Source organism: Pseudoalteromonas simplex (genome assembly GCF_015278155.1).
In the GTDB taxonomy this organism is placed as follows: domain Bacteria; phylum Pseudomonadota; class Gammaproteobacteria; order Enterobacterales; family Alteromonadaceae; genus Pseudoalteromonas; species Pseudoalteromonas simplex.
This window is the reverse complement of sequence record NZ_JADILN010000005.1, coordinates 166,196-188,161: the sequence shown is the minus strand read 5'-3', so window position 1 is coordinate 188,161 and position 21,966 is coordinate 166,196. Positions and strand designations below refer to the sequence as shown.

Below are 21,966 nucleotides of genomic sequence, written 5' to 3'. Positions count from 1 at the left end.
TTTATTTTAAATTAATTTCTTTTTCTATAACTACCAATTACAACACCACAAATGGTTGCATCAGGCAGCATTTCTATAATCGGCGAAGGCCAGTTTGGATTAAGCGCCTTTAAGTATTTTTGACTTCCGTCAATGATAAGTTGTTTAAATGTAGCCTCTAAATTACCGTTTTGTCTAACAACAACGCAGGAACCATTTCTTGCTTCAACTTCAGGATCCACGAAAATTATTTCGCCATTTATGAAGTCAGGAGACATTGATTCACCGAGAACTTTTAAAGCAAAAGTATGACTGCTATGTTTTTCAGGGCATGGGTAAAATTCATCAACTTCAGAAATTTGAAATGCTTCACTGATTTCTGTCCAAGCGCCAGCTTGTACCCAACTAATTAGGGGTACGTCAGATTTGTTCTGAGGAAGTGTTTGTGTATTACCCTCGGAAAGTTCCATATAACCATGTCCAGATTCAAGCCAGTTAGCTGAAACATTTAAAAACCTAGCTATCGCCACTAAATTTCTTGGTTTTAGCGTTTTTCCAGCACAGATAGCTTGGATTGATTGCTGACTGGAACCTACAGCAGAGGCAACTTGCTCTTGGGTGACCCCTTTATCTTTTAAAACATAGTTTAAACGTTGAGCTAATGTATTCATAAGAAAGTACTTTATTAGTTTTACTTAGTTTACAAAATAATTTGTACAATAAAAAACAATATAAATTGTTGATTAATACAATTTAAGTTGTATCCTGTTCGAGAGTTATGCAAAAATAGGTATTAAAATGAGTATTCATCTCGGGTTACAAAAAGCCATTTCTACCATTGGTGGGCAAGTAAAATTAGCTAAGGCAATTAATACTTCTCAGCAAAATATTTCTAATTGGCTTCGTACGGGAAATATTGCCCCGAATAAAGTTATTTTGATTGAGAGGGTAACGGGCGTTTCTCGTCATGAGTTGAGACCTGACATTTATCCGCCAGAGGATACAAAACAAGCTGCTTGATTGGATTGTTTTCATGGTTTGGTTCCTGTGTTGTTGAGCTTTTAGATTAGCCATTCAGCATTAAGGAATTTAGCTAAACGAATATATGTTTTTTTATACAGGTGATTTATGGAAAACGAAAAATGCGAATGTATTGGTGTTGCGACTTTTAACATCGATGGTGAAACAAAGCAGTTCGGTTTAACTCAAGAGGACTTTGATCTTTTGAAAGAAAGAGAAATGAAGCTCCAAGAACGAATTGATAAAACATCAAAGCACCTGGAGCAAGTGGCTGAAGAAAAAGCTAATTTAGAAAACAAACTAGCCGTTATTCGTCAGTCGGTAGCCAGTTCTCAGGTAAAAGTTTGAGGGCAGGGCCTGTGCATTTCAATTTAGTCCGACCGTATATGCGCTCATCGTTTTCAAAGAAATACTCTTCACCTTGCTTGGTTACAAGTAATTCGTTAAACCAGCCGGGCGCTTGTTCTATTTTGAACTGGGCTGCTTCTAACCCTTTTTCAGTAATAATGTATGAGTTTTGGCTATCTATTGCGAAGCGAATATACCCTTCATCTTTAAGCCAATTAATCGTTGGCAAAAAGACTTCTTCTAGATTTTCTATAAGCCGGTTGATTCCATGCTCTGACAAAAAAGACTTAAGTTGTTCATCGGTTAATTCAACTTCAAAGGGAAAGCCTTTGGCTGTGTGGTGCAGTACAAGTGAACTAATTAAGACAAATTTATTTTGTGGGTCTAGTGATATCGACATTTAGCTTCCTTATCTTAGTTTGTTGGTGTGGTTACTAAACATACTAATTTAGGGAAGCGTTTTTTAACAGGAATTTTAATTATGCAGCAGGCAACGTTAGATGATGTAAGGGATGCTTTGCAGTATCTTGACCCAAATTTAGATCGTGATACCTGGGTTAGAATTGCCATGGGCATTAAAAATGAGTTTGCCGATGCAGGCTTTGATATTTTTGATTCGTGGAGCGCTGGCGGTGAGCGTTATAAGCCAAGCGATGTTAAAAGCATGTGGCGCAGCGTAAAAGCGGGCGGCGGTGTTACGATTGGTACTGTAATCGGCATGGCTAAAGATAAGGGCTTTACATTTAGCCGAGAACCTATGACGGTGGAACAACAAGCCAAACTCAACGCTGATTACGCTAAACGAGCAAAAGAGCGCGAAGCGAAAGAAGCAGAAGAAGGAGCAGCGCGCCAGCGTTGGCATGGGGTAATTAGTGATTTTTCCAAATATATCATTGATAACTTCACTATACCGATAAAATCAAATAAGTACTTAAGCGATAAAAAAGTAAATGCCTATGGAGTACTGGGATTTAAGAAGTCGTTTATTTTGATTATTCGCGATAACTTTACTACTGAGTTAGTTGAAGGTGGTAAAGAGATTAAAGCCTTCTTTGATACTTTACCTAGCGAAGATGAAGGTAGAGATTTTTCGTTTTTACATATCAAGCGTGGCAGTTTGGCCATTCCCCTCATTGATATTAATAAGCAGATTTGGAACATCCAAGTAATCAACAATACTGGTACCAAGTTATTTTTAAAGCATGGCCGTAAATCAGGGCTGTTTCATTTTATTGGTAAAGCAAGTAGCTGTAATATTTTGGCTGTTTGTGAAGGGTATGCAACAGGCGCGAGCATTCATATGGCGACTGGTTGGCCGTGTGCGGTGGCCCTTGATGCGGGTAATTTGTTACCAGTGGCTTTGGCATTTTCTGAAAAGCTAAAAGATAAGACCTTTTTGTTTTGTGCAGATAACGACGTTAATACAAAGGGAAATCCTGGCATTACTAAAGCGAATGAAGCAGCAGCTGCGGTTAATGGCCTTGTTGCTGCACCAGATTTTTCTGGTATTTTAAATAAGGAGGCTGCTTGATGGCCTCGCGTTCTTTAACAGATTGGAATGACTTACATGTAAGTGCAGGTTTAGCTGAGGTTAAAAAGCAGCTATCTGCTGTTGTTGATAAGCCTAGCGCTAATGATGGTGATAACCCTCCGCCGAAAAACGCTGACGCGCGGGAGCGTTCACTGGGGGATGAGCCGTGGCAACGGCTTTTCCAAAGAACGAATGCTGGCAATCCGCAAGCGAATATCAGTAATACAAAGTTGGTTTTAGAACATGATCCTGCTTTTGATGGTGTTTTAGGTTATTGCAATTTTAGCTATCGGATCATTAAGCGTAAGTTACCGCCGTTTAAAATGGCAAAGCTTGGTGAATGGACTGATGCCGATACTGAGCGCTTACGTATTTACTTATCTGAAAGCTATGGTTTTACACCTAAACCCAGTGATGTACTTGGTGCTATTTTGGTTCATTCCGAAGAGCATGCCTTTCATCCCGTTCAGGATTATTTAACGTCAATAAAGTGGGATGGTAAGCCACGGGTGGCTATGTGGTTACATGATTACTTAGGTGTAGAAGACTCAGATTATGCGGCTATGGTTGGCACATTCTTTTTGGTTTCTGCTGTAGTTCGGGTAATGCGGCCACCTGTAAAAGTTGACTCGGTGTTGATTTTAGAGGGCTTGCAGGGGTTGGGTAAATCGACAATGTGCCACAACCTATTTGGTGATTGGTTCACTGATACTCCGATGGCTTTGGGTGAAAAAGATACGTTTCAACAAATGCAGGGGATGTGGGGAATTGAACTTGCAGAGCTTGATGCGTTTAATAAAGCTGAGAACACTAAAGCTAAACAGTTCTTTGGTTCCCAGGTTGATAGGTATCGCCCCAGTTATGGGCGCATGGTTCAAGAGTTCCCGCGACAGTGTGTTTTTATTGGTACCACAAATCAAGATAGGTATTTAAAAGACTCAACGGGTAACCGGCGCTATTGGCCTGTGATGTGTACAAAGATATGCCAAGAGGCCATAAAGCGAGATAGGGATCAGTTATGGGCAGAGGCGGTTCACCTATTAAATGAGGGGACACCTTGGTGGCCTACTGATGAATACAAACACCTATTTGAAGAGCAACAAGAGGATAGGTTCGACTCCGATGTATGGGAGGGGCTTATTTATGATTGGCTACAAAAGAACAGACGTGTTGATTATTCAATCGCTGACATTATGGGGGAAGCATTGAGTATGGACCCACATGCTATGCGTCCACCTGAACAAAAACGTGTTGGCCAAATTATGCATCGCCTTGGTTTTGAGAAAAAGAAAAAGCGCGTAAATGGCAAACGACCTGCCTTTTATTACCCGCCGGAGGGCTTTTGGGATGCTAGATAGCCTATTTACTATGACCATGACCGCAGGGGGTGACCTCTGTAAGCCGCGTGTTTACTGGATTGGTCATGGTGGTCACGGTGGTCACGGTGTTTTCACGCACACATACGCGCGCGCGTGCGAGCGGACGCATCTGATATCTATATTCTATTTAATAATGTTACTTCCTAATGTATGTAAAAACACTATGACCACTATGACCAGTATGACCATAGTAGTATTTATAAGGGTTGTAGCGGTCACGGTGGGTGGTCACGGTAAAAATCAGGGTGACCAAAACAGTTTTAAAGTTATTAGCAATACGGCGGGGATGTAAGATGCAATTAGATCTAAGAGAACAAGCTGAAAACGATTTAGCACAATGGGGCCTTTGGGCGAGAGAGAAGAACTTACCAACGCTAAAGGCTCAGAACCTCGTTACATCGCGTTCAGTGAAGCTAGATATTAACGGTTGCCCTTTAGTGATAAAAGATGACTATGCACAAGTACTCGATGCCAGTATTGCAAGAATGCGACATTTAGATCCTACTTACCCGCTTATTGCTCGCCAGTACTTTAGCTTGGGGTTGAGCTACCGAATAATTGCTCAGGAAACAGATATCAATAAAGACAAGGTGTCTTCTATTGTTGGTGAGATTGTGAGCTGGGTTGCTAGTGATCTTATTAAAGCGGCGTAGATCTTTTTTTCAAAAACTGTTGCTTTTGTCCAGACAGAAACTATACTGATTCAGGTAAGCTTAGCAAAGCTACAACATAAAGCCCGAGGTTAACGCCTTGGGCTTTTTTGTTTCTGCTTTTTAGCTCACGTTCCTGTTGTTGACCCGCTTTGGCTTTGCCTGAGCGGGTTTTTTCGTTTGAGGCCCCTATGAAAGTAAACAAGCTATTAGCCGCTGGTGTTACCGGTGTACTTGCGCTTGCAGGCGTTACGATTGCACAGTTTGAAGGTGAGGTAAGAACGGGCTATGTCGATCCTGTTGGTGTGGTTACCGCTTGTTTTGGTCACACAGCGACAGCTGAGCTTGGCAAGAACTACACAGAGAACGAATGTTTAAGTTTGTTTGCTAAAGACTTAGGCGAACATAACAAGCAGCTGCTAAGAGCTGTTAGCGTATCAATGTTAGCAAGCGAACATGCTGCTTACTTGTCATTTCATTACAACGTGGGTGCTGGGAACTTTCGTAGTAGCACGTTATTAAAACTTTTGAACAATGACCAACGAGTGAAAGCGTGTAATGAGTTATCGCGTTGGGTTTACGCTGATGGCCAGAAGTTACCAGGCTTAATTAAGCGCCGTGAAGCAGAACGCCAGTTATGCTTAAGCGAGCTCAGCGATGTTTAGTTTAAACAAAGTATTGTTTTCAGGCTTGGGAGTGATGCTTGCGATATCAGTGTTTCGATATTTAGGTGTTAGCGCTGAGCTTGATGAAGCGCGTGATAGTAACGAACAGCTACTCGGCACCATTCAAAGCTATAAGAATCAGGTTGAGATGCTAGCTAACAACTTAGTGAATGCTGAGAAGCAAAATAAGCGATTACTAAAAGAGCGCACTTTACTGGAACAAATTCGTGCAAAGCACTTAGCACAACTTACCTCTATCGAAAATAAGCTTCAAACAACTAACTCACAACTTGATGCATTAAGGCTATCGACTAATGAAACAACTAAAAACTGGGCTAATGACTGTGTGCCTAGCGCTGTTATCAGCGTGTTCAAGTACGCCAACGCTAGAGCCTGTAATCAAAACAGTCGTACAAACTGAGTATGAGTTTGTGCGGATGCCTAACGAGTTCATTAAACCTTGTGAGGTTAGCATTCAAGTTGTTGGAGACAATACATCTCACAGTCAGTACACAGTGTATTTAGAGACCGTTATTGATACCTGCAATGAGCAGCTATCAAGAGCGCGAGAGTGGAACAATGCGAATAGAAACAAGTGATATAGCTATGCAAAAGGCCGTCAGTGTAACGACCTACAGCGCAAGCTTAGGCACTGCAGCTGGAGGGATATTTAGCTTGAATGAGTGGGCTATATTACTGGGGATTATATTCGCAGCATTAACATTCTTAGTTAATGCGTGGTTTCAACATAAGCGTGACGAACGTGAAGCACGTAAGCATGAAGATGATAGAGAGTTCCATCGAGCAAGAATGGAAGCGCTACAACAAAGCGATCATGCACAGCTGTTATGCCAGGCTGATTCAGATGGTAATTAATTTCTCTGCTCAATTGAAAAATATATTCACGGGTCCTTTGAGCAATACCCTGTATACGAAGCAGAACTCGCGAATTTTTAACAGCTAGAACTTCCTATAAGGGGGTTCCGGTTTTTCATTGATATTAGATAGTTAGGTTTCAAATTGAATCAAGTTGAAATTGCAGAACATCTGGATATTTCAGAGCGACAACTTCGTGATGTGCTCTCACGTTTGAAGCTAGACCACAAAGTAAATTCATTGGAAGAAATTCGTTTGGCATATATTCGCGATTTGCGCGAAAAAGCCGCTGGGCGCACGCCAACGACTCATCGTCAAAAGCTTGATGAAGCAAAAACGCGCGAAGCAATCGCTAGCGCGCAAATGAAAGAGCTCGAACTTTTCAAAGAACACAAACTTGTTTTAGACCGAACTCAAGTTCGCGATGCAATGGACCAGTGGACCATTATTGCTAAGTCTGAATATGAAAACTCAGTGGATAAAATCATTGCACTTATTGAAGATCAGTATGAGGTATCGATAGACCGTGAATCTATTAATGGAATCGTTGAGTCTACCTGCCGAGTTATTGGAGATTTCCAGTTCCAATCTTGACGATCTTATCAAAGAGGTAGCTGATGGGTGGTTGCCAGTAGAGCGCTTACCAACCAAAGAGTGGTTAGAAACTTACTTTAGGCTACCAGCTGAAGATTCAGACTTTTCAGGTTTATATAACGCTGACTTTGTTCCTTACTTTTGGGGCGTAATGCATGCTTTAGATAATGAGCATGTTGAGTTCATTGGGTTAACTAAAGCCGCTCAAATTGGCTGGACCATGCTGTTATGTGGGTGGTTATCTAAAAATATATGTGTTGAACCAAGTCGTATGTTGGGTCTGTTCCCTAAAGACTCTAAAGCGACTGACTTCATGGAAGAGAAATTTACACCTTGCGTAGAGGCGACGCCTGAGCTAGCAAAGCGTGTTGATGTATCAACAAGCCGTAAGTCGGGTAATCGAAACAATAAAAAGAACTTTCCTGGTGGTTCACTTAAGGTATTTGGTTCTAACTCTGTTTCAAACGTTAAGTCGACACCTTCGCCAGTTGTTGTCGTTGAAGAACCCGATGACACAAATGACAGTGTAGGTGATCAAGGTGATGCTATTCGCTTGGCAAGAGAGCGGAACAAGCGTTTTAGAAAACGTAAGTTTGTGTTAGGTGGAACCCCAAGTGTTGCTGGCCTATCAAAAGTTGAGCACTACGTTAACTTAGGTTCGCAAAGAGTATTACCGATCATATGTCATGAATGTGGCGAATCACACATTCTTGATTGGGAAAATGTGAGTTGGATTGAAAAAGAAGATGGCCCGGTTCATCCCATCTTTGGGCGCCACATACCAGAGTCAGCTTTATATGCGTGTCCTCATTGTGGGTCGGCCTGGTCTGATTGGCAGCGTCAGCAGAATATATTTAACACCTGCAAAAATGCAAAAGAGGCGGGTGATGAGTATTGTGGCTGGGTAGCCACTGTTGAAAATGACGGAGTAGTTGAAACCTTTAAGGATTTGTCTGAGCTGTACGTATGTATTCCAGGCTCATCAATAGCCAGTATTGTTCGTGATTACTTAGAAGCTGAGTACGAAGCGAGGTTAGGGGATGAGAATGGCCGTATTGTTTTTCAAAACTCAAAGCTTGGTAAGCCTTATGAGTACAAGGATAAAGACTCACTTAACCATGAAGAGTTGCAAGAAAAGGCGGAAGACTACCCTGAGTTAGTTTGCCCAAGAGGTGGGCTGATTGTTACTGCTGGTATCGATGTTCAGCATGACAGACTTGCAATTATCATCAGGGCATTTGGCAGGAATGAAGAAAGCTGGCTAATGCTTTGGCGAGAAATAGCCGGCGATACTGCAGATAAGAATGACCCTGTTTGGAAAGAATTGGACGGGATCTTATTTAGTGGTTTTCAGCATGAGTCATTTGCAAACTTACATTTAAGCGCAGTAACTATAGATTCATCAGACGGCTCTACGAACCACTCTGTCTATCATTGGGTAAGAACCCGTAGCGCTAAACATCGCCGCATCTTAATTATGGCAGGCAAGGGCGATAGTCATGATAACGGCAAGCGAGAAATATTTCGTTTGCCACAAAAGCTAGACCATAACAATGCGCGTAAAGCCACTAAAGCTGATAAACATGGCGTGCAGGTTTATATGGTTGGGACGCACAAAGCAAAAGACCTGATCTCTAAACGGCTAAATGGGACAAGTGCTTATATGCACAGCTATTCAGATGCCCGAGTCGATTATTGGGAGCAGGTTACATCGGAAATAAAAGCGCCATCAAGAAACTTACGTGGTGCTCGAATTTGGCAAGTAAAGTCAGGCCGTCGAAATGAAGCGTTAGACTGCGAAGTTTATGCATTGCATGCGGCAATGGCCACAAAAGTTCACACTAAAAAACCTAAAGATTGGGACTTGTTAGAGCAACGCTTGTCTCAAATAGATTTATTTGCACCTCAGCAAGAAGAAACAGAAGTAGTTAAGAAACCAATGAAGCCCAAGCGTTCTAGTCAGCGCGCTGGGCGTGGTTCAGGATTCATTTCAGGTCATTAATTATGTCAGAACCAAAGAGCATCATTGCTGGTACCAAAGTTGTTTGGACAGCTCAATTTACTGGCGATGAAGGCGATGTGTCTCAATTTCAGTATGTTCTCTTATCAGAACAAAACCGAGTATCAATTGATGCAACCTTTGCTGCAGGCGAAGTAATTGTAAGCATGAGCTCAGCTGATAGCGCAGCTATTCAAGCAGGGCATTACACCTGGCATTTAATCCAAACGTTACATGGTGAGAACTATCAGTTAAATGAAGGACGCATAGAAGTTAAAGCTGATCCAACAGCAGCTCAGACAAGCACTGTATTAACTCATAACGAAAAAATGTTAGTTGCAATACGTAAGCGCTTAGAAGGGCGGGTTTTAACTGATCATGAAAACTACAGTATTGACGGTCGTAGCTTGTCGCGCATTCCATTTGAGAGTCTAAAGAAGTTTGAAAATGACTACGCCTGGAAAGTTCATAACGAAAAAGTAGCACGCGGTGAAATCACTCGCCGACGTTCAATTAGGTTTCGGTAAAGATTATGGGTTTATTGGATAAGATACTGGGGCGTGGTGATAACACTCAGCAACAAACACCTGAAGTTCGTGATTACGAACAACCAGAGCAAGCTGCACGTAAGTTATCACCTCAACAAATTGCGGCACAAAAACGCTATGCTGCATCTAAATCTGATCGTTTGTTTAAAAACCCTATCGGTTATGGTTTAAGTGTTGATGAAACCTTGCGAAGAGATGTGGAGCGCTTACGAGCTGCAAGTCGATCTGCAGGTGAGGATGTTGGGTATATCAAAAAGTACTTTGGCATGGTGCAAACGCATATTGTCGGGGATAAGGGCTTTCGTCTTCAATCGCAGATACGAAATGCGCAAGGGGAACTTGATAAAGATGCGAATAAATCTGTCGAGTTAGCTTATAAAGAGTTTTGTCGTAAAGGTTTTTGCGAAATATCAGGTCGTATGAATATGACCGAAGCTGACCAATTGATAGCGAAGACCGTCAGCCAAGACGGTGATATGTTGATCAGGCATATAGACAACGCACCTAATAAGTTTGGTTATGCTTTTCAGCTTATAGAAGCTGATTTGCTCGATGTGAATCTCTATAAAGTTCTGTCTAATGGCCACGTTATCAAAATGGGGGTTGAGCAGGACGGTTTTGGTCGTCACCTTGCGTACCATATTCTTACCAATCACCCAGGTGAATATATGTGGTCTACGGGCGGTAGACGATATATTCGGGTACCTGCAGATGAGATTGTATTGCCATTCCCTATGTGGCGCCCAGGTCAAACACGAGGCGTACCCTGGGCCCATGCGTCGCTACTAGATATGCATGACATTCGTGGTTTTCGTGAAGCAACACTTGTTAGTGCACGAGTCGGTGCAAGCAATATGCTTATTTATGAGCGGGACCCGGATCAGCCACCTCCTGAAGATGACGAAAATTGGGAGAATGGCGAGTTTATTCAGGAACTCGAACCAGGTAAAAGTAATGTGGTACCAGATGGTTTCAAAGCCAGAGAGAGCCGCTTTGACATGCCTGATGATTCAACAGGTGATTTTCAAAAAGCAATCTTGCGTGGTGCAGCAAGTGGGGTAGATGCAAATTACAATGTTCTAGCAAACGACTTTGAAGGTGTCAGCTGGTCAACCTTAAGGCAAGCTGTCATTGAAGATCGTGAGCATTGGAAACGCTTGCAAGGTTGGTATATCAGCCAAATCAAGAATGTTATTTATGAGCGCTGGCTTCGTAACGCGCTCATTAGAAATCAAATTAAAGGTTTGTATGCTTATGATCTAGAGCGTGCAAATCATTATCAATTTTATGGCCGTCGGTGGCAGTGGGTTGACCCACTAAAAGACGAACAAGCAATTTCAGAAAGCTATAAAAACTTCACTGTTAACCCTATGGAAGTTCTTCAAGACAAAGGCCTTGATCCACAAGAACTCGCTGAGGGTTGGCAAAACTTCTTGGAGCTAATGGGCGACAACATTCAATTAGCTCAATCTATCGGTCTGATCAAAGGCTCATCGGTTAAGGCCAACGAACCCCCTCCAAAAGAAGACGAGGAATAATATGAAAGTTAATCAAATTACCCGTGACATGTTGGTCGGCGGTAAGTGTCCTATTGCCTATCGTTTTGCAGAAGTTGAGCAAGACAGCATCAATGTTGAAGAGCGCACAGTCACAATTTCATTTTCAAGTGAGTACGAAGTTGAACGCTGGGGCTGGTTTGAAACATTGGGTCATGAGGTAGATGAAGTTGATTTATCACGAATAGAACAAAATGGCCCATTTTTATGTGATCACAATTGGCAAGACCAACGAGGCGTAATCACTAAGGCTTGGGTAGAAAATGGCCGAGGCTACGCCGAGATAAAACTATCGCGAAATCCTTTAGGTGAACAATTACTGATAGATATGCAAGACAGTATACGCACCAATATCAGTGTTGGTTACCGCATTTTAGAAGCCACGCTAACCAAGCGAGAAGGTGATAACGAGCATTATCGGATCACCAAGTGGCAACCTATGGAAATATCTTCCGTTTCTGTACCAGCCGACCCCACTGTCGGGGTGGGTCGTTCAGATGAAAATAGCAATAATGTCAATATCAGAGAGGCAATCAAAATGGATGAGAACGAAATCCTAGATGACATCACCCCGGCAGAAGATGAAACTCGTCAAACTCCGGCTCTTAATCAACAAACACATCAGCGCTCACAGCAACAAGCACCATTTAGTGCCCCAGTAAATGATGCTCAGCGTATAGCGCAGACCGGTTCTCAATATGGTGCTGAAACACTTGCGAACGAATGTATCCGTGATGGTAAATCGTTTGAAGAGTTTAATTCGGCCTTATTACGTGAGCTACAAAACAAGCGTAATGCACCTGATGCACAGTCAACAGTGTTTGACTTGGGGGTTGAGCAAAAGGACCTGCAGCGTTATAGCGTTCTTAAGTTATTCCGTGCGGTTGCAACTGGGAACTTTAAGCAAGCAGGCCTAGAGCGTGAACTATCAAATGCCATTGCTGAGCGCACAGGTAAAGACCCTGATGGTTGTTATGTAAGCCCTGAAGCATTGGGCTTTGGTATTCGTCAGCAGTTAGAGCGTCAGATGCTAATGCGCCAACAGGCTGCTGGAACCGCTGGTAAGGGTGCCGAGTTAATTGCTACTGAGCTACACAGTGAACTGTTTATTGAGGCTTTACGGGCAAAAGCAATGCTGGGTGGTTTAGGTGCTCGATATATGAGTGGTTTAGTAGGTAACTTAGATATTCCTAAGCATGCTGGCTCAGCGACATTTTATTGGGTGGGTGAAGATGGTGAAGCTACTGATTCAGATCTTAGCTTTACAACAGTTCAAATGTCACCGCATACAGTTGCTACTGCAGTGCCAATGACCCGCCGAATGATGATCCAATCTACTCCTGATATCGAAGCGTTGGTTCGCAACGATATTATGGAAGGTTTAGCGCTTGCATTAGATAGCGCTGGTATTAAAGGTACCGGTGCTGCAAATCAGCCAACAGGTATTATCAACACTGCAGGCATTGGCGCAGTTGATTTAACCGGTGGCGTTAACTGGGCAAAAATTGTTGAGTTTGAAACTGATGTAGCAGAAGCAAATGCAGATTCAGAAAGCATGGCTTACTTAATGCGCCCAAGTATGCGTGGCACTTTAAAAACCACAGAAAAGGCAGCAGGCACGGCTAAGTTCTTGTGGGGTGATGATAACCGTGTAAATGGTTATCAAGGTGTCGTTGGTACTCAAATGGATGCAGGTTCAATCTTATTTGGTGACTTCTCACAGCTTATGTTTGGTATGTGGGGAGCGCTTGATGTGGTACCTGACCGCGCCACTAAAGTTAAATCTGGTGGTTTAGTAATGCGTCTTTTCCAAGACGTTGATGTTGCGGTTCGTCACGCCCAAGCATTCAGCTACGGCTCTTAATCTCCCTTTAATAAGGCGCCAGTTGGTGCCTTATTTCTTTTTTAAAAAGGTATAAATCATGGCAAAGCAAACAGTTAAAAAAGTTAATTTCCGCGTTGACCGCGGTATTCGTATCAATGGTGAAAGTATTTATCCTGGCAAAGATAAAAAGAAACCAACGATTATCTCGATTCGTGAAACTCTGGCCAAGGAACTTGTGAATGCAAGTAAAGGCGAAATTGTAAATGATAAAGTCACCACTCAGGTGAAAGAGCCTTCATCGGAAGATGCAGATCTTGATGCTGCATTTGGTCCAGAGGGTGAAGAATAAATGAACTTTTCCGATGACCTTAATGCAGATCTGACCAATGTATTTTTTGCTGATTTTACTGATGTTAGTGTAATTGATGGCATTGAGGTTATCGGGTTTTTAGATATCAATGCATATCAATGGGCTGATGTTGACTCAAGTCAGCATATTTTTATCACTCCCCAGAGTGCCGGTTTTAATCTGCAGCGTCACGATACACTGACCATTTCAGGGAAGTTATACAAGTATGTTACTAAGCGCCAGCATGGCAACGTTACTCACCTAATAGTGGTACCAGGGTAATTATGACCATTATTAATATAAACCATAAACAGCTTACTTATGGGATGAACGAGTTAAACAGAGATTTAAAGCGCATCACCAAAGAAGGCGATCGTGCTGTCCAATCTGTTCTGAATCGTGGACTAACCTCAATTAGAAAAGAAGCTGTTAAAGAGTCTGCTATTGCCTTAGCTGTGCCTCAGAAGGTGCTGCGAAAGCGTACATCAACACGCCGTGCAAGCCCTAAAAAATTGCGGATTATCATTACTGCAAGGACCCGCGCTATTAACGCTGTCGTTGCCGGCGCAAAAGAAACCGATACCGGTTTGAGCTTAGGGCCCTATGAATGGGATGGTGGATTTATTGTCACAAGCAAATACGGTAAGAGGGTGGGGGTTAAACGTTATGGTAAGAAAAGGTACCCACTTCAACCTACGGAAATTGGTAAAAGCTTTGTACACCGAGAAGTGAAAAGAGGGCTTGAAAATGCGCGAGCGCGCTTTGAACGTCGATATGGCCGTGAGTTGGCTAAAGAAATAAATAAACGTTACACGCGAATATTAAGAAAATAGTTATGGCAACCAGACAACAAATTAGAGCCAGCATCAAGCAATTGATAGCTGGCTTTTTTACAGCAACGTTTGATTTTAGACCAGCCCAATTTTACAAAGAAGAGCTGCCATGCAGTGCGGTGTTTTTTGATAGCGGTGAATCTGTAAGGGATTTTGATGATGATACTGACACCAATGCGCAGTTATCAATTGAAATAATTATAGATAGCAATGGTAAGCAGGATACAGAGTTAGATGTATTTGCTAGCCAAGTTGAAGCTGCCATTCGAGCTGATAACACCTTAAATGGCTTGGTCGATGCAATTTACAGAGTCGGTTTTCAGTACGACAGAGACCCTGAATCATTAACTGCATCACTTACCTTATTTTTTAAAGTTCAATATGAAGACGAGGACTAAACAATGTTAGGCAATAAAGTAACTTTACATCGTTCAACTGATAACGGCACAGCTTATGGCGAAAAGATTGCCAATATTGTTGACCTTCAACCAGGTGCAAAAACAGCTGAGACTCATGAAAACACCACGTATGGCGCTGAGCATGATTACAAAGAATATGATTATGGCTTAAAGGATGGCGGTGAATACACCTTTGTTTTTAAATATGAGCCAGGCAACAGTGATATGGAAGCGATTGCTGATGCATTAGATAACGATACGAAAGAGTATTTACAACTCCAGTTTCCCTCGCCAATTAGTAAGTCAAAGTCATTCCGATGCCTGGTTACTGAAGTCGGCGACCAAACACCTGTTGGTGAGCATGTAAAACGCTCAATCAAGGTAAAAGTTGACGGTCCTATTGCCGAATCATCATTGGCATAATTATGATTGCATGGCTTAAAAGATGGCTTGCAGAGCGCGCAATGCCAGTTGACCCGAACTTTAAACACCGAATAGTGGCCAAGCAAAAGCTTGGTCATTTTTTTATAGTGGAGTTAGGCGCGAGTGATTATGTGATCATTCATGACATGTTAGGCCGAATCCAAGCAGAAGATACTGATGATGCAACTAAGTCTCGTGAATTAATGGGGCTTCGGTATATGGCGCTTGCCATGTCATTGAGAACGGGTAATGGACGTATGCCTTTTGATTGGCAAAATGATGTTGACCTTATGTATTTGGCGACACTACCTCACTCAAAAGTCATACCTGCTTTGGACGAAATAGCGGCTATTTCAGGTATCGATTGGATAACGCCTAGTTTTATTCCTAAAGAAACTGACACCCAGCTAGAAGAAGTTGAGCAACCAACTCAAGAAGACTTAGACGCAAACCCCTCTTAGGCCAACCGAACCGTAGATTTGCCCTGCGGTTGGCACAAAAAAACGGGGCAACCAATGTTGATGACATGCTTTTTAATATGTCATCAACTCAATTTATAGAGTGGCAGCAATTTGCTCAGCTTGAGCCTTTTGGTGCACAAGTTGATGAATTTCAGTTAGCGGCGCTTAGAGCGCTAGTCACAAACTATCTCAGCTCCAATAAACAAAATATAAATTCCGTAAATGATTTCATGCTTAGCGCTGTCGAACGGCCAAAAGAGCGTGAGAAAACGGTGGAAGAAATTTACCAATTATTTGGATAAATATCATGGCCAATGAACATAAAGTCATTTTAAGTGCTGATACCCGATCGCACCGTACAGAGTTTAATAAGTCAGTAGAAGCAAATAAAAAGTTTACGCTCTCTATTCAAAATGTATCTGACCAAACAAAGCTATTTGCAGCTAAGACTCGCACCTATTCAAATATGGCAGGTAAAGCGATTGCCGGGTTTGCAACAGTAAGTATTGCTGCATATGCGGCGATTTATAAGAAACAAGCTGAGTTTATTGATCAACAAGCAAAAACGTCAGACCGCTTAGGTATATCAACAGAAGCCTTAATTGGTTTGCAGCATGCTGCAAATCAAACCGGTGCGAGCACAGAAAGCCTCAATATGGGGTTACAGCGAATGACCAGACGTATAGGGCAAGTTGCAGCAACGGGAAGTGGTGAGGCAGCAGTCGCGCTTGAGCAATTGGGGATCTCAATTGATGAGATAAAGGATAAAAGCCCTGATCAACAATTTGCCCTCATTGCAGAAAAAATGAAAGGCATACACGAGCAAGGCCAAAAAGTATTTTTAACTCAAAAGCTATTTGATTCTGAGGGTGTGAAATTACTGAATACTCTTAACTTAGGGGCTGATGGTATTGCTGCCATGATCACTGAAGCAGAAGAGTTAGGTATTACATTTAGTCGAATCGATGCTTCAAAAGTTGAAATGGCCAATGACTCATTTGACCGAGCAGAAAAGCTTTTGTCATCGTTTGGGAAAAAACTGACAACAGAGACTGCTCCTCTTGTTGGTGCTTTATCAGATCTTTTCGTTGAAACAGCAAAAGAAGCCGGTGGCTTCGGCAAACTCGCCCAGCAGGTCATAGGAAAAGTATCAACTGGTATTGGTGTAATGGCTGACGGTGTTCATGGTTTAAAAGTTCTTTTTAATGGTGCGAAAGTCGTTGCTATGGGTTTTTCGACAGCGCTATGGCAAGGGCTGGCTTTTGTAATTAACAAAGGGATTGTCCCTTTTGCTAATAGGGTGACTAATGGCATTTTATTTCCGCTCAGAAAAGTATTAGAGCTTGCTCAGCATATTCCTGGTGTAGGTGATTCTGCGAAAAAGGCATTGGCAGAGTTAAATAAACTCGGAAATGCTGAGGGCTTTAAAACGCTGGATGAAATAGGTGAAACTGCATTCGACAGCCTTATTCAAGCGAAAGAAGATCTTCATAACTCTATGATGGAGCCGCTACCCTCAGAGCGTATAAAGGGATGGATTGAGGATGTTCAAGCAAAATTTCAAGCAGCTGCAGCAGAACAAACGAGTAAAGGCGGAAAAACAGGCTTATCCAATTTAATTTCTTCTGATCAACAAGCCCTAGTTGATGCGGCAAAAAAACAATATGAAAAGATTCATGAAGCTCAATTGGCCATGGAAGGTAAAGAAATTGAACTTGAGAATCGTCGCTTTGAACGTCAGCAGCAGCAAATGGAAAAAGAGTTCCAGTTGCTGCGTGATAAGAACTTACTAACCGCTGAAATTGAAGCGTCATATAAGTTGGCTAAGGAACAGGCCGAAGCTCAACACCAACAAAACATAACCAATATCCAAAAAGAGCAGCAAGAAGCCAGAGAAAAGAAAGAAAAAGAACATAAAGAAAAGTTAGACAAAGAAGAAAAGACTCGTATCGATACGATGCAGCAATCATACGACAGTTTGTTTAACGTGATGAGCGGTTACTTTGATGGCATGGACAGTAAAAAAGCGAGCTATGCGAAATCAGCTATGAGTATTGGTGCTGCCATGCTTGATGATGAAAAGAGTAATTCAATACAAAGTATTTGGACGAATACCTATGATACTGCGATGAAAGCATATAACGCGCTTGCTGATATTCCTTATGTCGGACCTGTTCTTGGTGCTGCAGCTGCAGGTGTTGTTATTGCTGCCGGTGGTATGTATGCGGGTAAAGTGAGTGGCTTAGCTTCTTTTGATGGTGGTGGTTATACAGGTAATTTACCCCGTTACGGTGGTGTTGATGGTAAAGGTGGTTTCCATGCCATTTTACACGGTAATGAAACAGTTGTTGACCACAGTAAGGGGCAATCACTAGGTTCAAATGTAACGGTGAATTTGTATGAAGATGCAAGTAGAGCAGGTTCGACAACACGTAGATCAGGGCCATCAGGTGAAGAAGTAATCAATATATTTGTAACGAGTATACGCCAGGGTGGTGAAGCTTCATCCGTTCTTGAAAATACCTATGGCCTTCAAAGGCAGGGGTTCTAAGTATGTTAGTTCGTTACCCCAAAGACCTAAAACTTCCCCTTGTTTCAACTCACCGGCTATCTCAAAACCCTAACTTATTAAGAACTGAAATGGCAAGCGGCCGAGCTCGACAACGCAAGCGCTTTCAATCAGTGCCAACGGCAATGGCTGCAACGTGGAAACTCAAGGATGAGCAAGCAGTTATTTTAGAAGGGTTTGTGAAACACGGTATCAACGATGCGGTTAACTGGTTTGTTATGCCAATTCGCACACCCCAAGGCTTAATTGACCACGATGTACGTTTTAAACAAAGTCCGCTGGAGTCATGCAGTTTCAATGGCGGATTTTGGAGTTATAGCGCGAATATCGAAATTAAAGAGCGGCAGATAGTGAGTGAGGAAGGGATGATTAAGTTACTTATAGAGCCAGTAACTTATGAAGACTACATCAACTCAATATCGAATACAGTAAACAACTATTTGGAAAGTAACAATGAGTGAATTTTTAGAGCTAACCGGTGATTTGAAACAATCAGTTGAGCAGTTGAATCAGGTGCTTCAAGGCGATGAAAATACAAGTGTAGAAATTAACGGTGTTCAAAAGCCCAGCATTACAAAGTTAATTATTGATACTCTTAATTCAATTGTACAATTGGTTACCGACGCAGCCGCAGATATTGATGCAGTTAAATACGAAACAACATCAGCTGGTATTGCTGCTACTTCTTCGGGACAATACTTCTCTGTTGTCAGTGATGATGATACTGCGTTCTTAAAGCTATATAAAAATGATGGCGGTATAGCTACATTTAAAAAGGCTTACCCAAATGACAAAGCGCTTGATGCTTTATACAGCACAATAGTCGATGAATTTTTTGTGAACTACGTTACTGGCGGTGATTTTATCGATGGTAATCCAGAGCTGCGATCTAATTCTACTGTGGTTGACCTAGATAACCAGCTTGAATTAATAGAGCGTGGTTACAGAAAGGGTATTAAATGGAAGTCTGGAAATGACTTTGCTAGAGCCCATACAGGTGTAGATTTAAACAATTTGTATATTGCGGGTTGTTTGCTTATCTACTCAGAGAACCCTGCTAATTTACCAAATGGTGGCAATGTAATTTATTCTGAAACTGAGTCAGGTTCAATAGCAGTTACTAATAGTCGTAGTAATGGTTTTATTCAACTTACTCCACGCTTGATCCTAGCATATGAATATGGCCAAGTAAGCCAAGTAGGCGCGACTAATATTTTAGTTGGTTCATCTAGCGTCCCTGTGGATGATACTCGTTTTGCTACTGGTTTCTTTGCTACATATCAGGAAAATCCTTTTGATGTAAAAGCCTTACTTGCGCAATTTCTTATTAAAGACAAATGTAGGCTCGATAACTACAAAGTTTCTCAGAGTCAAGGGTTTGCTAATAGTAATGATGTTGAGCAAGCCCTTCAGGCATATGAAGCGGATGCATTACCGACTGCGCTTAGCAATAACTTAAAACAGTCATTTTCAAATGAGTTTGTTGAAGGTGACTTTACAGCGTCAATTCCTCGAATTCGTTCAGGTTCTAAAGTTGTAAGTTTAAAGAGTTTTGATGATTTTAAAGCTCGCGGTTTGAGTAAAGGTGTTAACCTTCGTTCTGGGGGGAATGAGTTTGTTTTCACCGAAGAACAAGAAAATTTAAATGGGAAATATGTGCTTGGTGCATTCTATCTTCATAGTCAGGATGAAGAGTTTCCTGAAGCGGCTTTTGTCTATTCAGCTGACTCAAATGACACATTGAAGGCGTTGAAAAACACGGACCATACGTATTTGCAAATCACTCCAAAGTTTAAATTATTTTTATATAAAGGACTGGTAGATGATGCAAACGTAAAGAAACTTGTAATAGGCTCTTCATATCAACCTGAAGGAGAAGACCTTTTCGCAGGCGGGTACTATTTTATCAGCTCTATGAGCGATATAAGTTTCTCTGAGGCAATCAATAATATTTTCATCACCGATAAGTGCCGTCATCAGATAGTCAATAATTTATTATCTACTAAGCCGAACTTTGTTTTAAACGGAGAAGATGAAGATTCTTATTTAATTGGTTATCAAGGTAATGATGAAGTAAAGCGTGTCATTAGACCATTCCCTAATCTAAGTGATTTGTCTCAGGTTAAGGTATTTAATTTCAACGGCGACTATATCAATGGTCAAGTCGTTAAAATGGGAAATGATGATGTAGCCCCTCAACGTGTGATGGACACTACAGTTGGCGCAAATCATGGTTATAAAATGGGATTATACTCATCAGTAAACCATGGTAAGAAAGATGCTGATATTGGCAGTGTGTATGAACTTGGTTCTGAGCAGTATGTGATATTGGGGCTTGTGGATGCCAATACCTTATGGATAGCACACCGATTTAATAATTCAACCGCAGCACTTGGGGATGGAGTATTTAATCATTTGTCTGGTGGTGTGAACACAAGTTCGTTTACAGCAACTTATCAATCATATGCTGATTTTAGACCTGCATTTCAAAATCGAAATATGATTGTTCTTGTTGATGGTAAGAAAGTTGATCAAGGAAGCTATGAATTTAAAGAAAGTATAAAGTTCATAGAAAGTTATGATGTTCTTAGCCGTGAAGAAATTATTCAATGGTATATAGAAGACAGAGAAAGTAATGAGGTCTCACCGTCAGGACGAGAGCCTTCATATTCTGTGAGTATGGTTTATGAATTTGATAAATATGCAAACTGCACTATTTACTCTGATATAGTTTTTCTTAAAGAACTCAACGTACAAGATTTGATGTTCTTGCAAGCAATGCGACTAGAGCTTGATAGGTATTACATTCCTAAAGCAGTTTCATTCAACTCACAAGGTGTCGACTTTGATTATGCCCTTATCGAGCCCGCAAATAAAACATCAAGCAACGGCTTAAATTCTGTTTATATCGACGCGGCGAAAATGGAAGCAGGAAAAATCGTCGATAGGTTTATAGGCCTTAACGACAATTCAGCTTCTGTTTTTGCTATGGGTTACCTCCCTATAAAGTCAGCACTCCCTGAAACACGTATGGTTAATACAAGTGAGAAAGCATGGGAAATCAGAGGGAACACCGACAAAATGTACCCTAGAGTCGTTGATAAAGGAGATTTTGTTGCTTCTATCGGAGAGTATTACAGTGTTATAGGTTATAGAAATGTATTCAAACGGCCAGGGGACTCTACAGCTAGCTACCCAGTTAAAAGTTCAGCTGGTGACTACTATTTCTTAGATTGGCATGATGTGATGTTAACTCAACGAGTCAATTTACCGTCTGAGTACCATGGTCGAGAAATTGATGTTGTTGAAAAGTCGGATAATGTGACATTGCATTCAAAAATGGTTACTGACTCACTTCTTGTATCTGTAGATTGTCTAGGTAGTTATGGATATTTAGTTATGGTAGCGAGGTAGCATGTCTGAAGTTCTCCAACGCGTTTATGCCAGCGCACCAGTCAACGACATTCCTATTCACACTCTAGAACTTAATGCCGCCGATTTATGGGAGCTTAGGATTTGTGATGGCTTTGATGACCAAATTGCGGGTATTGAAAATGGCGACATGGTTACATTTAAAGCCAGTGGTATGGGTGTGTCGCTACCGCAGCGAGGTGTCAAGGGGCGCCAGGACTTACAATTTCAAATTGATAATGTGTCTGGCGAAGCACTTGCACTGATTGATCAGGCAATTGATGCGGGCGTAAAAATTGATGTAATTTATCGGGTCTATGTATCGAGTGACTTAAGCGAACCTGCAGAGCCGGCAGTTACAATGAAAGCTGCTGACGTTCAAGCTACTTCACAGAGCATCAATGTAGTTGCATCATTTAATGACCTTGTAAATAAAGCTTGGCCTAACAAGCGCTATACACCTTCCATTGCCCCTGGGCTCAAATACTTCAGTTAATAATGTCATACACAATTAATGATTATTTAAGTGTTCCTTATGTGAATGAGGGGCGA

27 protein-coding genes are annotated in these 21,966 nt (G+C 41.7%); 25 read left to right on the top strand and 2 right to left on the bottom strand.

Going from position 1 to position 21,966, the window contains the following annotated elements; genetic code table 11:
* Window positions 1-11: 11 nt before the first annotated feature.
* Entirely contained in the window at window positions 12-650 is a 639-nt protein-coding gene (locus tag IRQ78_RS12355) for a LexA family protein (protein WP_194442374.1), read from the bottom strand.
* 127 nt (window positions 651-777) lie between these two features.
* Between IRQ78_RS12355 and IRQ78_RS12350 the strand changes: the two genes are divergently transcribed.
* Window positions 778-999 carry a YdaS family helix-turn-helix protein gene (locus IRQ78_RS12350; protein WP_194442373.1) on the top strand — a complete coding sequence of 74 codons (222 nt, stop codon included), beginning with the start codon at window positions 778-780 and terminating at the stop codon, window positions 997-999.
* Between the two features lie 108 nt (window positions 1,000-1,107).
* Window positions 1,108-1,347, top strand: coding sequence for a hypothetical protein (locus IRQ78_RS12345; RefSeq protein WP_194442372.1), 240 nt, complete (start codon window positions 1,108-1,110; stop codon window positions 1,345-1,347).
* On the opposite strand, the gene IRQ78_RS12340 is transcribed toward IRQ78_RS12345, so the two are convergent.
* The gene (locus tag IRQ78_RS12340; RefSeq protein ID WP_194442371.1) at window positions 1,307-1,747 is read right to left on the bottom strand and encodes a hypothetical protein; all 441 of its coding nucleotides are present in this window, start codon (window positions 1,745-1,747) and stop codon (window positions 1,307-1,309) included. The genes IRQ78_RS12345 and IRQ78_RS12340 overlap by 41 nt on opposite strands.
* An 81-nt stretch (window positions 1,748-1,828) precedes the next feature.
* On the opposite strand from IRQ78_RS12340, the gene IRQ78_RS12335 reads away from it, so the two are divergent.
* The 23 genes from IRQ78_RS12335 (at window position 1,829) to IRQ78_RS12230 (ending at window position 21,910) form a co-directional block, all read left to right on the top strand.
* Window positions 1,829-2,878 carry a PriCT-2 domain-containing protein gene (locus tag IRQ78_RS12335; RefSeq protein ID WP_194442370.1) on the top strand — a complete coding sequence of 350 codons (1,050 nt, stop codon included), beginning with the start codon at window positions 1,829-1,831 and terminating at the stop codon, window positions 2,876-2,878.
* On the top strand, window positions 2,878-4,236 hold the full coding sequence (locus IRQ78_RS12330) for a virulence-associated E family protein (RefSeq protein ID WP_194442369.1): 1,359 nt from the start codon (window positions 2,878-2,880) through the stop codon (window positions 4,234-4,236). Before IRQ78_RS12335 ends, IRQ78_RS12330 begins: the two co-directional genes overlap by 1 nt.
* Before the next feature lie 314 nt (window positions 4,237-4,550).
* On the top strand, window positions 4,551-4,910 hold the full coding sequence (locus IRQ78_RS12325; RefSeq protein WP_194442368.1) for an antiterminator Q family protein: 360 nt from the start codon (window positions 4,551-4,553) through the stop codon (window positions 4,908-4,910).
* Window positions 4,911-5,098: 188 nt separating this feature from the next.
* A complete protein-coding gene (locus IRQ78_RS12320) occupies window positions 5,099-5,572 on the top strand; it encodes a lysozyme (RefSeq protein ID WP_194442367.1) in 474 nt (157 codons plus the stop codon).
* Window positions 5,565-5,993 carry a hypothetical protein gene (locus tag IRQ78_RS12315; RefSeq protein ID WP_194442366.1) on the top strand — a complete coding sequence of 143 codons (429 nt, stop codon included), beginning with the start codon at window positions 5,565-5,567 and terminating at the stop codon, window positions 5,991-5,993. The genes IRQ78_RS12320 and IRQ78_RS12315 overlap by 8 nt, the downstream gene beginning before the upstream one ends.
* The gene (gene lysC / locus IRQ78_RS20910) at window positions 5,887-6,171 is read left to right on the top strand and encodes an Rz1-like lysis system protein LysC (protein ID WP_456107210.1); all 285 of its coding nucleotides are present in this window, start codon (window positions 5,887-5,889) and stop codon (window positions 6,169-6,171) included. The genes IRQ78_RS12315 and lysC overlap by 107 nt, the downstream gene beginning before the upstream one ends.
* Window positions 6,152-6,448, top strand: coding sequence for an HP1 family phage holin (locus IRQ78_RS12310; RefSeq protein WP_194442365.1), 297 nt, complete (start codon window positions 6,152-6,154; stop codon window positions 6,446-6,448). The genes lysC and IRQ78_RS12310 overlap by 20 nt, the downstream gene beginning before the upstream one ends.
* A gap of 144 nt (window positions 6,449-6,592) precedes the next feature.
* The gene (locus IRQ78_RS12305) at window positions 6,593-7,042 is read left to right on the top strand and encodes a hypothetical protein (RefSeq protein WP_062570609.1); all 450 of its coding nucleotides are present in this window, start codon (window positions 6,593-6,595) and stop codon (window positions 7,040-7,042) included.
* Window positions 6,987-9,044, top strand: coding sequence for a phage terminase large subunit family protein (locus IRQ78_RS12300; RefSeq protein ID WP_194442364.1), 2,058 nt, complete (start codon window positions 6,987-6,989; stop codon window positions 9,042-9,044). The genes IRQ78_RS12305 and IRQ78_RS12300 overlap by 56 nt, the downstream gene beginning before the upstream one ends.
* A gap of 2 nt (window positions 9,045-9,046) precedes the next feature.
* Window positions 9,047-9,568 (top strand): hypothetical protein, encoded by a 522-nt coding sequence (locus IRQ78_RS12295; protein ID WP_062570611.1) that lies wholly within the window; start codon window positions 9,047-9,049, stop codon window positions 9,566-9,568.
* Between the two features lie 5 nt (window positions 9,569-9,573).
* The gene (locus IRQ78_RS12290) at window positions 9,574-11,127 is read left to right on the top strand and encodes a phage portal protein (RefSeq protein WP_194442363.1); all 1,554 of its coding nucleotides are present in this window, start codon (window positions 9,574-9,576) and stop codon (window positions 11,125-11,127) included.
* Window position 11,128: 1 nt separating this feature from the next.
* Entirely contained in the window at window positions 11,129-13,009 is a 1,881-nt protein-coding gene (locus IRQ78_RS12285; RefSeq protein ID WP_194442362.1) for a phage major capsid protein, read from the top strand.
* 58 nt (window positions 13,010-13,067) lie between these two features.
* Window positions 13,068-13,319, top strand: a complete 252-nt coding sequence (locus IRQ78_RS12280) for a hypothetical protein (protein WP_062570614.1) — start codon at window positions 13,068-13,070, stop codon at window positions 13,317-13,319.
* Window positions 13,320-13,601 carry a hypothetical protein gene (locus IRQ78_RS12275; protein WP_194442361.1) on the top strand — a complete coding sequence of 94 codons (282 nt, stop codon included), beginning with the start codon at window positions 13,320-13,322 and terminating at the stop codon, window positions 13,599-13,601.
* A 2-nt stretch (window positions 13,602-13,603) separates the two neighbouring features.
* Window positions 13,604-14,152, top strand: a complete 549-nt coding sequence (locus IRQ78_RS12270) for a phage tail protein (protein ID WP_194442360.1) — start codon at window positions 13,604-13,606, stop codon at window positions 14,150-14,152.
* Between the two features lie 2 nt (window positions 14,153-14,154).
* Window positions 14,155-14,550, top strand: coding sequence for a phage tail terminator protein (gpU, locus tag IRQ78_RS12265; RefSeq protein WP_194442359.1), 396 nt, complete (start codon window positions 14,155-14,157; stop codon window positions 14,548-14,550).
* A gap of 3 nt (window positions 14,551-14,553) precedes the next feature.
* Window positions 14,554-14,973, top strand: a complete 420-nt coding sequence (locus tag IRQ78_RS12260) for a phage tail tube protein (RefSeq protein ID WP_194442358.1) — start codon at window positions 14,554-14,556, stop codon at window positions 14,971-14,973.
* 2 nt (window positions 14,974-14,975) lie between these two features.
* Complete coding sequence (locus IRQ78_RS12255) at window positions 14,976-15,434, top strand: hypothetical protein (protein WP_194442357.1); 459 nt, start codon at window positions 14,976-14,978, stop codon at window positions 15,432-15,434.
* Window positions 15,435-15,499: 65 nt separating this feature from the next.
* The gene (locus IRQ78_RS12250) at window positions 15,500-15,736 is read left to right on the top strand and encodes a phage tail assembly protein T (protein ID WP_194442356.1); all 237 of its coding nucleotides are present in this window, start codon (window positions 15,500-15,502) and stop codon (window positions 15,734-15,736) included.
* Window positions 15,737-15,741: 5 nt separating this feature from the next.
* Window positions 15,742-17,985, top strand: a complete 2,244-nt coding sequence (locus IRQ78_RS12245; RefSeq protein WP_194442355.1) for a phage tail tape measure protein — start codon at window positions 15,742-15,744, stop codon at window positions 17,983-17,985.
* Window positions 17,986-17,987: 2 nt separating this feature from the next.
* On the top strand, window positions 17,988-18,464 hold the full coding sequence (locus IRQ78_RS12240) for a hypothetical protein (protein WP_194442354.1): 477 nt from the start codon (window positions 17,988-17,990) through the stop codon (window positions 18,462-18,464).
* Window positions 18,457-21,417 carry a hypothetical protein gene (locus tag IRQ78_RS12235; protein ID WP_194442353.1) on the top strand — a complete coding sequence of 987 codons (2,961 nt, stop codon included), beginning with the start codon at window positions 18,457-18,459 and terminating at the stop codon, window positions 21,415-21,417. The genes IRQ78_RS12240 and IRQ78_RS12235 overlap by 8 nt, the downstream gene beginning before the upstream one ends.
* A 1-nt stretch (window position 21,418) precedes the next feature.
* Window positions 21,419-21,910 carry a DUF1833 family protein gene (locus tag IRQ78_RS12230; RefSeq protein WP_194442352.1) on the top strand — a complete coding sequence of 164 codons (492 nt, stop codon included), beginning with the start codon at window positions 21,419-21,421 and terminating at the stop codon, window positions 21,908-21,910.
* The last annotated feature ends 56 nt before the right edge of the window (window positions 21,911-21,966 follow it).

Excerpts from the sequence above, each read along its gene's own strand:
- IRQ78_RS12355 (WP_194442374.1), bottom strand. The coding sequence starts at position 650 with ATGAATACATTAGCTCAACGTTTAAACTATGTTTTAAAAGATAAAGGG.
- IRQ78_RS12350 (WP_194442373.1), top strand. The coding sequence starts at position 778 with ATGAGTATTCATCTCGGGTTACAAAAAGCCATTTCTACCATTGGTGGG.
- IRQ78_RS12345 (WP_194442372.1), top strand. The coding sequence starts at position 1,108 with ATGGAAAACGAAAAATGCGAATGTATTGGTGTTGCGACTTTTAACATC.
- IRQ78_RS12340 (WP_194442371.1), bottom strand. The coding sequence starts at position 1,747 with ATGTCGATATCACTAGACCCACAAAATAAATTTGTCTTAATTAGTTCA.
- IRQ78_RS12335 (WP_194442370.1), top strand. The coding sequence starts at position 1,829 with ATGCAGCAGGCAACGTTAGATGATGTAAGGGATGCTTTGCAGTATCTT.
- IRQ78_RS12330 (WP_194442369.1), top strand. The coding sequence starts at position 2,878 with ATGGCCTCGCGTTCTTTAACAGATTGGAATGACTTACATGTAAGTGCA.
- IRQ78_RS12325 (WP_194442368.1), top strand. The coding sequence starts at position 4,551 with ATGCAATTAGATCTAAGAGAACAAGCTGAAAACGATTTAGCACAATGG.
- IRQ78_RS12320 (WP_194442367.1), top strand. The coding sequence starts at position 5,099 with ATGAAAGTAAACAAGCTATTAGCCGCTGGTGTTACCGGTGTACTTGCG.
- IRQ78_RS12315 (WP_194442366.1), top strand. The coding sequence starts at position 5,565 with ATGTTTAGTTTAAACAAAGTATTGTTTTCAGGCTTGGGAGTGATGCTT.
- lysC (WP_456107210.1), top strand. The coding sequence starts at position 5,887 with ATGAAACAACTAAAAACTGGGCTAATGACTGTGTGCCTAGCGCTGTTA.
- IRQ78_RS12310 (WP_194442365.1), top strand. The coding sequence starts at position 6,152 with ATGCGAATAGAAACAAGTGATATAGCTATGCAAAAGGCCGTCAGTGTA.
- IRQ78_RS12300 (WP_194442364.1), top strand. The coding sequence starts at position 6,987 with ATGGAATCGTTGAGTCTACCTGCCGAGTTATTGGAGATTTCCAGTTCC.
- IRQ78_RS12295 (WP_062570611.1), top strand. The coding sequence starts at position 9,047 with ATGTCAGAACCAAAGAGCATCATTGCTGGTACCAAAGTTGTTTGGACA.
- IRQ78_RS12290 (WP_194442363.1), top strand. The coding sequence starts at position 9,574 with ATGGGTTTATTGGATAAGATACTGGGGCGTGGTGATAACACTCAGCAA.
- IRQ78_RS12285 (WP_194442362.1), top strand. The coding sequence starts at position 11,129 with ATGAAAGTTAATCAAATTACCCGTGACATGTTGGTCGGCGGTAAGTGT.
- IRQ78_RS12280 (WP_062570614.1), top strand. The coding sequence starts at position 13,068 with ATGGCAAAGCAAACAGTTAAAAAAGTTAATTTCCGCGTTGACCGCGGT.
- IRQ78_RS12275 (WP_194442361.1), top strand. The coding sequence starts at position 13,320 with ATGAACTTTTCCGATGACCTTAATGCAGATCTGACCAATGTATTTTTT.
- IRQ78_RS12270 (WP_194442360.1), top strand. The coding sequence starts at position 13,604 with ATGACCATTATTAATATAAACCATAAACAGCTTACTTATGGGATGAAC.
- gpU (WP_194442359.1), top strand. The coding sequence starts at position 14,155 with ATGGCAACCAGACAACAAATTAGAGCCAGCATCAAGCAATTGATAGCT.
- IRQ78_RS12260 (WP_194442358.1), top strand. The coding sequence starts at position 14,554 with ATGTTAGGCAATAAAGTAACTTTACATCGTTCAACTGATAACGGCACA.
- IRQ78_RS12255 (WP_194442357.1), top strand. The coding sequence starts at position 14,976 with ATGATTGCATGGCTTAAAAGATGGCTTGCAGAGCGCGCAATGCCAGTT.
- IRQ78_RS12250 (WP_194442356.1), top strand. The coding sequence starts at position 15,500 with ATGCTTTTTAATATGTCATCAACTCAATTTATAGAGTGGCAGCAATTT.
- IRQ78_RS12245 (WP_194442355.1), top strand. The coding sequence starts at position 15,742 with ATGGCCAATGAACATAAAGTCATTTTAAGTGCTGATACCCGATCGCAC.
- IRQ78_RS12240 (WP_194442354.1), top strand. The coding sequence starts at position 17,988 with ATGTTAGTTCGTTACCCCAAAGACCTAAAACTTCCCCTTGTTTCAACT.
- IRQ78_RS12235 (WP_194442353.1), top strand. The coding sequence starts at position 18,457 with ATGAGTGAATTTTTAGAGCTAACCGGTGATTTGAAACAATCAGTTGAG.
- IRQ78_RS12230 (WP_194442352.1), top strand. The coding sequence starts at position 21,419 with ATGTCTGAAGTTCTCCAACGCGTTTATGCCAGCGCACCAGTCAACGAC.